Genomic DNA, 10992 nt, shown 5'->3' with positions numbered 1-10992 from the left:
CGATGTCGATCAGTCGGTACGGTGCGGCGGCGGAATGGTCGACAACCACGAAACCACCGACGTCATGGATCAATTTGGTCACCGTCCGCAGATCGGTGACAGTTCCCAGGGTTCCCGACGCCGACGTGAGAGCGACCAGACGCGTCTGCTGCCCAATCAGGCTCTCCCACTGCCAGGTCGGCAGCTCACCGGTCTCGATGTCGACCTCGGCCCACCTCACCCTGGCCCCGAAGCGGTTTGCTGAGCGCAGCCACGGCGCGATGTTCGCCTCGTCGTCAAGACGAGTGACGATCACCTCGTAGCCAAGGCCGGCCCGCGAGGACGACGCATCAGCCAACGACGACAGCAAAACCGCGCGATCGGCGCCCAGCACCACGCCGCTCGGGTCGGCGTTGACCAGGTCGGCGGCCGCCTGACGCGCCGCGTCCACTATGGCGGCGCTGCGCCGGGCCGACGGATGCGGACCGGACGTGCTGGGGAACGACCCGCGGAATGCCGTCGATACGGTGGTCCCCACCGAGTCGGGAATCAGCATCCCGGACGGCGCGTCGAAGTGCACCCAACCGTCCCCCAGCGACGGGTGTAATCCGCGCACCCGGGCGACGTCGTATGCCATGCCAGCCACCTTAGAGTCCCGCCGATTTGGGCAAACCATCACGGTAGCCGGGTGCCCAGATACGTCCCCGCCGTCGGAAGCCAGGTCACCCGGCCAGCCATACTAGTCCAGTGGGGCTGACGTTCGGAATCCTGCTTGCGTTGTTTTTGCTGATCGTGCCGGGCGCCATCATTGCCCGCAGCGCGCAGCTAACTTGGCCGACGACCGTGGCGGTTGGCCCCGCACTGACCTACGGGGTTGTCGCGCTGGCTATCATCCCGTTCGGCGCGCTCGGAATCCCTTGGAACGCTTGGACAGCGTTGGCCGCGTTACTGGTCGTCATCGTTGTCGTGGCTGTTTTGCGGGTGTTGTTGGCCCGTTACCGCGACGCCGAAAGCGAATCGCTATCGGTCAGCGGCTGGCCGGCGGCCACGGTGGCTGCCGGTGTGCTGCTGGGTGCGCTGCTGATCTGGTACGCGGCGCTGCGCGGCGTCGGCGACTGGCAATCGGTTCCCAGCACCTGGGACTCGGTCTGGCACGCCAACACCGTCCGGTTCATCCTGGACACCGGCCAGGCGTCGTCGACCCACATGGGTGAGCTGCGCAACGTCGACACGCACGACGTGCTCTACTACCCGTCGGCGTTCCACGCGCTGGTCGCGGTCGGCTGCCAGCTGACCGGCGCCGCACCCACCACCGCCTACACGCTGAGCTCACTGGCGGCATCGATCTGGCTGTTTCCGGTCAGCGCGGCGGCACTCACCTGGCGTGCGCTGCGCACGCACGCCTCGGTATGGCAGACCGCCGGGGTGGCTGCCACCGCAGCGGTGCTGTCGGCGTCGTTCACCGCGGTGCCCTACATCGAGTTCGACACCGCCGCGATGCCCAATTTGACGGCCTACGGTCTGGCGGCACCCGCCATGGTGCTGACCGCCTCGACCTTGCGGCACCGCGACCGTATCCCGGTGGCGGTGCTGGCGCTGGTGGGGGTTTTTTCGGTGCACATCACCGGCGGCGTCGTCGTCGTCCTGTTGCTGGCGGCATGGTGGTTGCTGGAGGCGCTGTGGAATCCGGTGCGTGGCCGGCTCACGGACATCTGGACCCTGGCTGCCGTCGCGGTGCCGACCATCCTGGTGCTGCTGCCGCAGTTCATCAGTGTGCAGCGACAAGAAGACGTCATCGCCGGGCATTCGTTTTTGACTTACCTGTCCAAGAAGCGCGGGTTGTTCGACGCGGTCTTTCAGCACTCCCGGCACCTGAACGACTTCCCGGTCCAGTACGCGCTGATCGGGCTGGCCGCGTTCGGTGGGTTCATCCTGCTGGTCCGCAAGATCTGGTGGCCGCTGGCGGTGTGGCTGCTGCTGATCGTGGCGAACGTGGATGCTGGCACGCCGTTGGGTGGCCCGCTCGGCGCGCTGGCCGGTGGGTTCGGCGAGTTCTTCTACAAGGATCCGCGACGGTTGGCGGCGGCGACGGCGATCTTGTTGGAGCCGATGGCCGGTATCGGGCTATTCGTTCTGGTGATGGGGGTCAAGCGGCTGGCCGGCCGACGTGTTCCCAATGCGGTCGCCGCGGTGCTGCTGGTCACGGCGACGCTGGTCAGCGGGTGGCATTACTTTCCGCGACACCGGTTTCTGTTCGGCGACAAGTACGACTCGGTGATGGTCGACCAGCGCGACCTGGCGGCTTTTGCCTACCTGGCCAGGCTGCCCGGCGCCCGCGACACCCTGATCGGCAACGCCAACACCGACGGCACGGCGTGGATGTATGCGGTGGCCGGTTTGCACCCGCTGTGGACGCACTACGACTACCCGGTGCAGCAGGGTCCGGGCTATCACCGTTTTGTCTTTTGGGCCTACGCCGATGACGCCGACACCGATCCACGGGTGCCCGAGGCGGTTCGGGCACTCAATATCCGCTACCTCCTGATCAGCAAGCCGACAGTGCGGGGATTCGCGATGCCTGACGGTCTAGTGTCACTAGACAAGTCCAAGTCGTGGGTGAAGATCTATGACAACGGTGAAGCCCGGATCTACGAGTGGCGTGGCATCCCGACAATTCCTAAAGCCCTGGGAGGAGAGTGACTGGATTGAGTACCGGCAACGACGACGACGACAACGTCGAGGTCATCGGTGGCATCGACCCGCGGATGCTGACCGGGGCGCAAGAGGCCGACTTGGATGACCACTCGCTGACCGACCTGGTCGAGCAGCCGGCCAAGGTGATGCGCATCGGCACGATGATCAAGCAACTGCTCGAGGAGGTACGGGCGGCTCCGCTCGACGAGGCCAGCCGTAACCGGCTGCGCGAGATTCACGCCACCAGCATCCGGGAGCTGGAGGACGGGTTGGCACCCGAGTTGCGAGACGAACTCGACCGGTTGACGCTGCCGTTCAGCAACGACACGCCGTCGGACGCCGAGCTGCGCATCGCGCAGGCCCAACTGGTCGGCTGGCTGGAAGGGTTGTTCCACGGCATCCAGACTGCGCTGTTCGCTCAGCAGATGGCGGCCCGCGCGCAGCTCGAGCAGATGCGTCAGGGCGCACTACCACCGGGGATCGCCCGACCGGGCGGTCCCGGCCATTCCGGCACCGGGCAATACCTGTAAGCCGACCCCAGTGGCAGTAGCTCACATCGAGACCCAGAACGCGTGGGTGGAGTTTCCCATCTTCGACGCCAAGTCGCGTTCGTTGAAGAAGGCGTTCCTGGGCAGGGCCGGCGGCACGATCGGGCGCAACACCTCCAACGTGGTGGTCATCGAGGCGCTGCGCGACATCAGCATGGCACTGGAGTTGGGTGACCGGGTCGGCCTGGTCGGCCACAACGGGGCCGGGAAATCGACGCTGCTGCGGCTGCTTTCGGGCATCTACGAGCCGACGCGCGGCTCGGCGTCGGTCACCGGCCGGGTGGCGCCGGTGTTCGACCTCGGCGTCGGGATGGACCCGGAGATCTCCGGCTACGAGAACATCATCATCCGGGGCCTGTTCCTGGGCCAGACCCGCCGGCAGATGCAGGCCAAGGTCGACGAGATAGCCGAGTTCACCGAGCTGGGTGATTACCTGTCGATGCCGCTGCGCACCTATTCCACCGGTATGCGGGTGCGGCTGGCGATGGGTGTGGTCACCAGCATCGACCCGGAGATCCTGCTGCTCGACGAGGGTATCGGCGCGGTGGACGCCGACTTCCTCAAGAAGGCCCAGCCGCGGCTGCAGCGACTGGTCGAGCGGTCCGGAATCCTGGTTTTGGCCAGCCATTCCAACGAGTTCCTGGCGCGGTTGTGCAAGACCGCGATGTGGATCGACCACGGCGTCATCCGGCTCACCGGCGGCATCGAGGACGTCGTACGGGCCTACGAGGGCGAGGAGGCCGCCCGGCATGTGCACGAGGTGCTGGCCGAGACCGCTGCCGGTGAGGTGCCCGGATGACTTCCGTGTGCGCTGTCGTGGTCACCCACCGGCGCCCCGACGAGCTGGCCAAGTCGCTGGACGTGCTGACCACCCAGAGCCGACTGCCCGACCACCTGATTGTGGTCGACAATGCGGCGGATGATCGGGTCCGGGATCTGGTGGCCGGTCAACCGATCCGCACGACGTATTTGGGTTCGCGCCGAAACCTCGGCGGCGCGGGCGGTTTCGCGTTGGGCATCCTGCATGCGCTGGCGCTGGGCGCCGACTGGGTGTGGCTGGCCGACGATGACGGCCACCCGGCCGACACCGGGGTGCTGGCCACGCTGCTGGCCTGTGCCGACAAACACGGGCTCGCAGAGGTGTCGCCGATGGTGTGCAACGCCGACGACCCGCAGTACCTGGCGTTTCCACTGCGCCGAGGCCTGGTGTGGCGCAGGCGGGTCAGTGAACTGCGCACTGACGCGGACCAGGATCTGCTGGTCGGCATCGCGTCGCTGTTCAACGGCGCACTGTTTGCCGCGTCGACGTTCGAGGCGATCGGTGTTCCGGACCTGCGATTGTTCGTCCGCGGCGACGAGGTGGAGATGCATCGCCGGCTGGTTCGCTCCGGCCTGCGGTTCGGGACCTGTCTGACCACGGCCTACCTGCACCCGTGCGGTTCGGACGAGTTCAAGCCGATTTTGGCCGGACGCATGCACACCCAGTACTCCGAGGACCCCACCAAGCGGTTCTTCACCTACCGCAACCGCGGCTACCTGCTGTCCCAACCGGGTCTGCGCAAATTGCTGGTCCAGGAATGGGTGCGGTTCGGCTGGTTCTTCCTGGTATCGCGTCGTGATCCAAAGGGTCTGCTGGAGTGGATTCGGTTGCGGCGCATGGGACGTCGAGAAAGGTTCGACCGGCCATGACGATCATTGACGCCGCCTCTGAGTCCAAGACGCTGGCCCGGGCCTGGCGCGACCTGGTCGACGGGTTCCGGCGTCGCGAATTGTGGCTGCACCTGGGCTGGCAGGACATCAAGCAACGGTATCGCCGCTCGGTGCTGGGCCCGTTCTGGATCACGATCGCGACCGGCGTCAGCGCCGTCGCGATGGGCGGCCTGTATTCCAAACTGTTTCATCTCGAGTTGGCGGTGCACCTGCCCTACGTGACGCTGGGGCTGATCGTCTGGAACCTGATCAACGCCGCCATCCTGGAAGGCGCCGACGTCTTCGTCGCCAACGAGGGGCTGATCACGCAGTTGCCGGCGCCGTTGAGTTTGCACGTCTATCGGCTGGTGTGGCGGCAGGTGATCCTGTTCGCCCACAACATCGTCATCTACGCGGTGATCGCGATCGTCTACCCCAAGCCATGGTCGTGGGCCGACCTGACGGTGATCCCGGCACTCGCGCTGATCGTGCTCAACGCGGTCTGGGTGGCACTGTGTTTCGGCATCCTGGCGACCCGCTACCGCGACATCGGCCCACTGCTGTTTTCGGTCGTGCAGTTGCTGTTTTTCATGACGCCGATCATCTGGAACGACGACACGCTGCATCAGCAGGAGGGCGCCGGCCGGTGGGGCAAGATCGTCGAGCTCAACCCGCTGCTGCACTACCTCGACATCGTGCGCGCGCCGCTGCTGGGCGCCCACCAGGATCTGCGGCACTGGCTGGTGGTGGTAGTGCTGACGGTCATAGGCTGGGTGCTGGCGGCCTTCGCGATGCGCCAATACCGCGCCCGGGTGCCGTACTGGGTATAACCTGACGGGCGCGTCGCGTCGGGCGGCGGGCGGCGGGCGGCGCGACGAAAACGCCCCCACCCGGGCGCGCCGCATAGCAATATTGGCGGGCAACAACAAACCCAATCGAGGCGCTCCGGAGTTGGCACTTGCCGCTGCGCCCTGAGGAACAGGTGCGAAGGTGAGCGAGGACGTCGAATCCGCGAGGCTTTCCGATAAAACGCGGGAGCGTATCGCGGCCGAGTTGGCCCAGCTACGGGAGCGGCGCGATCGCCTGGAGACCGAGGTCAAAAACGACCGCGGCGCTGTCAGCGACCATGCGGATGCCGCCGAAGCCATCCAGCGCGCCGACGAACTGGCCGGCCTCGACGAGCGGATCGGCGAGCTCGACCGGCTGATGCTGACCGGGCGGTCACCATCGAGCGGGGGTGACACGCTGCCCGACGGCACCGAGGTCAAGGTGCGCTTTGCCGACGGTGCCGTCGTCACGATGCAGGTGATTTCCGTCGTCGAGGAGACTCCGATCGGGCAGGACACCGAGACGCTGACCGTCGGCAGTCCGTTGGGGCTCGCGCTCGTCGGACACAAACCCGGCGACAAGGTCACCTATACGACGCCGGCGGGGGAAAGCCAGGTCGAGCTGCTCGACGTGAAGTACCCGAAGTGAGCGCTGGTTGCATGAAGACCCTTCGGCTAAGCACGGAGTTGGAAAAGCGGCTCCAGCGGGCCGCTGCGGTCGCGGGTGAGTCGCTCTCGGAGTTCATCCGGCGAGCGGCTACCCAGCGGGCCGACGCCCTGTTGAACGGCGCAACTCCCGAAGACTTCGCCGATGTGCTGGGGGTGGTCCACGGCGGTGGCGGCCGAGCCCGACGAACCGGGAAGGCGTTCACCGACATCCTCGCTGACCACCAACGCGGCGGGTGACCCTCACCGATGCGGGTCCACTCATAACGCCCGGCTGACCGTAGACTTCCCGCGATGGCCGAGATCGCCCCGCCGCGCGCACAGCTGAGCCTGACGACGCAGGTGTGGCGGTTCGTCGTCACCGGGGGGTTGTCGGCGATCGTCGACTTCGGGCTCTATGTGGCGCTCTACAAAGCGATGGGTCTGCAGGTGGACTTGGCCAAGTCGATCAGTTTCGTCGCCGGGACCATCACCGCCTACCTGATCAACCGTCGGTGGACGTTTCAGGCGCCGCCCAGCACTGCCCGGTTCGTCGCGGTCATGGCGCTTTACGGGCTGACCTTCGCGGTGCAGGTCGGGCTCAACCATCTGTGTCTGGACCTCTTGGACTACCGGACCTGGGCGGTGCCGGTGGCCTTCGTGATCGCGCAGGGCACGGCCACCGTGATCAACTTCATCGTGCAGCGCTCGGTGATCTTCCGGCTGCGCTGAGGCTGATGCGCGCTCGGTAACTCCTGCACCAGGCGTCTCTCTGCGAAGCGGAGTGCTTTGTGCCCACCTTCGAGCGAATTCTGTGGCAGATGTGAAACCACCAGCTCCCCGGCCACCTCCGGCACAGGCGGTACCCTCGTCACGATGTTCACGACCAAACGGCTGACCGGCTGGGGCCGCACCGCGCCGTCGGTGGCGACGGTGCTCTCTACCCGAGACCCGGAGGAGATCGCCAAGGCAGTGGCGCGAGTGGCCGACGCCGGCGGCCGGGGCGTCATTGCTCGCGGGCTGGGCCGTTCCTATGGCGACAACGCCCAGAACGGCGGCGGCCTCGTCATCGACATGACGGCGTGCAAGCGCATCCACTCGATAGACGCCGACACCCACCTCGTCGATGTCGACGCCGGGGTGGATCTGGACCAGCTGATGAGAGCGGCGCTGCCGTTCGGGCTGTGGGTTCCGGTACTGCCGGGCACCCGGCAGGTCACCATCGGCGGCGCGATCGCCTGCGATATCCACGGCAAGAACCACCACAGCGCGGGCAGCTTCGGTGATCACGTCCGCTCGATGGAGTTGCTCACCGCCGACGGTGAAATCCGCCATCTCACCCCGGACGGTGAGGAGGCGGAGCTGTTCTGGGCCACCGTCGGGGGCAACGGCCTGACCGGCATCATCCTGCGCGCCCGTATCGAGATGACTCCGACGGAGACGGCGTATTTCATCGCCGACGGCGACGTCACCTCGACCCTCGACGAGACCATCGCATTCCACAGCGACGGCAGCGAAGCCAACTACACGTACTCGGCTGCCTGGTTCGACGCCATCAGCGCACCGCCCAAGTTGGGCCGGGCCGCAATTTCGCGTGGCTGTTTGGCCAGGCTTGACCAGCTGCCCAAAAAGCTGCAGCGTAATCCGCTGAAGTTCGATGCGCCGCAACTACTTACGTTCCCAGACATCTTCCCTAACGGGCTGATGAACAAGTACACGTTCACGCCGGTCGGTGAGCTGTGGTACCGCAAGTCCGGCACCTATCGCGGGAAAATTCAGAACCTGACGCAGTTCTATCACCCGCTGGACATGTTCGGCGAGTGGAACCGTGCTTACGGGTCGGCGGGTTTCGGCCAGTACCAGTTCGTGGTGCCCACCAAGGCGGTCGAGGAGTTCAAAGGGATCATCCTCGACATCCAACGCTCCGGGCACTACTCGTTCCTCAACGTGTTCAAGCTGTTCGGGCCCGGCAACCAAGCACCGCTGAGCTTTCCGATACCCGGGTGGAACGTCTGCGTCGATTTCCCGATCAAACCCGGCCTGAACGAATTCCTCAACGAACTGGACCGCCGTGTGCTGGAATTCGGCGGGCGGCTCTACACCGCCAAGGATTCCCGAACCACCGCGGAGATGTTCCACGCCATGTATCCACGCATTGACGAGTGGATTGCGGTGCGCCGCAAGGTTGATCCCACCGGGGTATTCGTATCCGACATGGCCCGACGTTTGGAGCTGCTGTAATGGTGTTCGATGCGGTGGGCAATCCGCAAACTATCCTGCTGCTCGGAGGCACCTCCGAGATCGGACTGGCGATCTGCGAGCGCTACCTGCAGAACGCGCACGCGCGGATCGTACTGGCCTGCTTGCCCGACGATCCCGGCCGTGACGACGCGGTTGCGCAGATGAAAGCTGCCGGCGCCAAATCGGTGGAGCTGATCGACTTCGACGCGGTCGAGACCGGCAGCCACCCCGCGGTGATCGAGCAGGCGTTCGCGGGCGGGGATGTCGACGTGGCGGTTGTCGCGTTCGGCCTGCTCGGCGACGCCGAGGAGTTGTGGCAAAACCAGCGCAAGGCCGTGCAGATCGCGGAAATCAACTACACCGCAGCAGTTTCGGTGGGTGTGCTGGCCGGTGAGAAGATGCGCGCCCAGGGCTTCGGGCAGATCATCGCAATGAGCACGGTGGCCGGCGAGCGGGTGCGGCGGTCCAACTTCGTCTACGGCTCCACCAAGGCCGGCCTGGATGGCTTCTACCTAGGGTTATCAGAGGCGTTGCGCGAGTACGGGGTTCGAGTGCTGGTAATCCGGCCCGGTCAGGTTCGGACCCGGATGAGCGCTCACATCAAGGAAGCGCCGCTGACAGTCGACAAAGAGTACGTCGCGAATCTCGCGGTCACCGCGTCCGCGAAAGGTAAGGAATTGGTTTGGGCACCAGGAGCATTCCGCTACGTGATGATGCTGTTGCGACACATCCCCCGACCGATCTTCCGCAAGCTTCCCATCTGAGTATGCGGAATGGGCTGGCCACCGTCGGCCAGATGGTGCTCGGCGCCGCGGTGGCTCTGGTGGTGGCGGTGATCTCGCTGACCGCCATCGCCAGCGTGAACTGGCCGGCCTACCCGTCGTCGAACCAACTGCACGCGCTGACCACCGTCGGCCAGGTCGGCTGCATCGCGGGACTGGTCGCCGTCGGCTGGCTATGGCGGCGCGGCAAACAGCTGCTGGCCCGACTGGGCGCGCTGGTGTTCGTATCCGCGTTCTGTCTGGTGACGCTGGGCATGCCGCTGGGCGCCACCAAGCTTTATCTGTTCGGCATCTCGGTCGACCAGCAGTTCCGCACCGAATACCTGACCCGGCTGACCGACAGCTCAGCGCTGGCCGACATGACCTACGTCGGCCTGCCGCCGTTCTACCCGCCGGGCTGGTTCTGGATCGGCGGACGCATCGCGGCGCTCACCGGGACACCGGCCTGGGAGATGTACAAGCCGTGGGCGATCACCTCGCTCACGATCGCGGTCGCGGTGGCGCTGGTGCTGTGGTGGCGGATGATCCGCTTCGAGTACGCGTTGATCGTCACGGCCGCGACCGCCGCGGTGACGCTGGCCTACAGTTCCCCGGAGCCGTATGCGGCGATGATCACCGTGCTGCTGCCGCCGGTGCTGGTCCTGACCTGGTCGGGCCTGCGCGGCAGCGGGTGGGCGGCGGTGATCGGCGCCGGGATATTCCTCGGCTTCACGGCCACCTTCTACACGTTGCTGCTGGTCTTCAGCGCGTTCACGGTGGCGCTGATGGCGGTGTTGCTGGCCGCAGCCCGGCGGCGTATCGATCCGCTGCTCCGGCTGGCGGTCATCGGCGTCATCGCCGCGGCGATCGGGGCGACCACCTGGCTGCCGTATTTACTGCGCGCCGCCAAAGAGCCGGTCTCCAATACCGGCAGCTTTCGGCACTACCTGCCGGCCGACGGCGCCGAATTGTCCTTCCCGATGCTGCAATTCACCCTACTCGGTGCGCTGTGCATGCTGGGCACGCTGTGGCTGGTGGTGCGCACCCGCATGAGTGCCAGGGCCGCCGCGCTGGCGATCGGGGTGGTTGCCGTCTACCTGTGGTCGCTACTGTCGATGCTCACCACGCTGGCCCGCACCACGCTGCTGTCGTTCCGGCTGCAGCCGACCCTGACCGTGCTGCTGGCCGCCGCCGGAGCGTTCGGCTTTATCGAGTTGGCACTCAGGTTCAGACGGCACCTCCCCGTGGCCGTCGCGATCGGGCTGGCCGGAGCGATCGGGTTCAGCCAGGACATTCCCGGCGTGCTGCGCCCGGATCTGACCGTCGCCTACACCGACACCGACGGCCACGGTCACCGGGGCGACCGTCGCCCGCCCGGCTCGGAGAAGTACTACCCCGCCGTCGACGCCACCATCACCCAGCTGACCGGCAGGCCGCGCGACGAAACCGTCGTGCTGACCGCCGACTACAGCTTCCTGTCCTATTACCCGTATTGGGGCTTCCAGGGGTTGACGTCGCATTACGCCAACCCGCTGGCCCAGTTCGACAAGCGCGCGACTGCGATCAACAGCTGGTCAAAACTCAAGACCGCCGACCAGTTCGTCCACG

General features: G+C 66.0%; 12 protein-coding genes. 11 read left to right on the top strand and 1 reads right to left on the bottom strand.

Annotated elements, in window-relative coordinates; genetic code table 11:
• Positions 1-616, bottom strand: a 616-nt coding sequence (locus tag ACRDTL_RS12395; RefSeq protein ID WP_431507002.1) for an aminotransferase class V-fold PLP-dependent enzyme, incomplete at its 3' end; no start/stop codon positions are given.
• Between the two features lie 110 nt (positions 617-726).
• Here ACRDTL_RS12395 and ACRDTL_RS12390 point away from each other — a divergent pair.
• From ACRDTL_RS12390 to ACRDTL_RS12340, 11 genes are all read left to right on the top strand, one after another.
• Complete coding sequence (locus ACRDTL_RS12390; protein ID WP_431507001.1) at positions 727-2679, top strand: DUF6541 family protein; 1953 nt, start codon at positions 727-729, stop codon at positions 2677-2679.
• A 65-nt stretch (positions 2680-2744) separates the two neighbouring features.
• Positions 2745-3203, top strand: coding sequence for a bacterial proteasome activator family protein (locus ACRDTL_RS12385; RefSeq protein ID WP_431507003.1), 459 nt, complete (start codon positions 2745-2747; stop codon positions 3201-3203).
• Positions 3204-3213: 10 nt separating this feature from the next.
• A complete protein-coding gene (gene wzt, locus ACRDTL_RS12380; RefSeq protein WP_431507000.1) occupies positions 3214-4020 on the top strand; it encodes a galactan export ABC transporter ATP-binding subunit Wzt/RfbE in 807 nt (268 codons plus the stop codon).
• Positions 4017-4910 (top strand): galactofuranosyltransferase GlfT1, encoded by an 894-nt coding sequence (gene glfT1, locus ACRDTL_RS12375; RefSeq protein WP_431506999.1) that lies wholly within the window; start codon positions 4017-4019, stop codon positions 4908-4910. The genes wzt and glfT1 overlap by 4 nt, the downstream gene beginning before the upstream one ends.
• On the top strand, positions 4907-5740 hold the full coding sequence (wzm, locus tag ACRDTL_RS12370) for a galactan export ABC transporter permease subunit Wzm/RfbD (RefSeq protein ID WP_431506998.1): 834 nt from the start codon (positions 4907-4909) through the stop codon (positions 5738-5740). The genes glfT1 and wzm overlap by 4 nt, the downstream gene beginning before the upstream one ends.
• Positions 5741-5900: 160 nt before the next feature.
• Positions 5901-6386 carry a GreA/GreB family elongation factor gene (locus ACRDTL_RS12365; RefSeq protein WP_431506997.1) on the top strand — a complete coding sequence of 162 codons (486 nt, stop codon included), beginning with the start codon at positions 5901-5903 and terminating at the stop codon, positions 6384-6386.
• 11 nt (positions 6387-6397) lie between these two features.
• Positions 6398-6643, top strand: a complete 246-nt coding sequence (locus ACRDTL_RS12360; protein ID WP_431506996.1) for a DUF1778 domain-containing protein — start codon at positions 6398-6400, stop codon at positions 6641-6643.
• Positions 6644-6697: 54 nt separating this feature from the next.
• The gene (locus ACRDTL_RS12355; protein ID WP_431506995.1) at positions 6698-7114 is read left to right on the top strand and encodes a GtrA family protein; all 417 of its coding nucleotides are present in this window, start codon (positions 6698-6700) and stop codon (positions 7112-7114) included.
• Between the two features lie 144 nt (positions 7115-7258).
• Positions 7259-8623 (top strand): FAD-binding protein, encoded by a 1365-nt coding sequence (locus ACRDTL_RS12350; RefSeq protein WP_431506994.1) that lies wholly within the window; start codon positions 7259-7261, stop codon positions 8621-8623.
• Entirely contained in the window at positions 8623-9387 is a 765-nt protein-coding gene (locus ACRDTL_RS12345; RefSeq protein WP_431506993.1) for a decaprenylphospho-beta-D-erythro-pentofuranosid-2-ulose 2-reductase, read from the top strand. Before ACRDTL_RS12350 ends, ACRDTL_RS12345 begins: the two co-directional genes overlap by 1 nt.
• Positions 9388-9389: 2 nt before the next feature.
• Positions 9390-10992 (top strand): arabinofuranosyltransferase (locus ACRDTL_RS12340; RefSeq protein WP_431506992.1); only part of this gene is annotated, 1603 nt, incomplete at its 3' end.

This window comes from Mycobacterium sp., from assembly GCF_050700595.1.
In the GTDB taxonomy this organism is placed as follows: domain Bacteria; phylum Actinomycetota; class Actinomycetes; order Mycobacteriales; family Mycobacteriaceae; genus Mycobacterium.
Note: the sequence above shows the minus strand (reverse complement) of the source record. Positions and strands in the feature narration are given on the sequence as shown.

Bases quoted from the DNA above. Each gene is read 5' to 3' on its own strand.
- ACRDTL_RS12385 (WP_431507003.1), top strand. From the start codon at position 2,745: ATGCTGACCGGGGCGCAAGAGGCCGACTTGGATGACCACTCGCTGACC.
- glfT1 (WP_431506999.1), top strand. From the start codon at position 4,017: ATGACTTCCGTGTGCGCTGTCGTGGTCACCCACCGGCGCCCCGACGAG.
- wzm (WP_431506998.1), top strand. From the start codon at position 4,907: ATGACGATCATTGACGCCGCCTCTGAGTCCAAGACGCTGGCCCGGGCC.
- ACRDTL_RS12360 (WP_431506996.1), top strand. From the start codon at position 6,398: ATGAAGACCCTTCGGCTAAGCACGGAGTTGGAAAAGCGGCTCCAGCGG.
- ACRDTL_RS12355 (WP_431506995.1), top strand. From the start codon at position 6,698: ATGGCCGAGATCGCCCCGCCGCGCGCACAGCTGAGCCTGACGACGCAG.
- ACRDTL_RS12350 (WP_431506994.1), top strand. From the start codon at position 7,259: ATGTTCACGACCAAACGGCTGACCGGCTGGGGCCGCACCGCGCCGTCG.
- ACRDTL_RS12345 (WP_431506993.1), top strand. From the start codon at position 8,623: ATGGTGTTCGATGCGGTGGGCAATCCGCAAACTATCCTGCTGCTCGGA.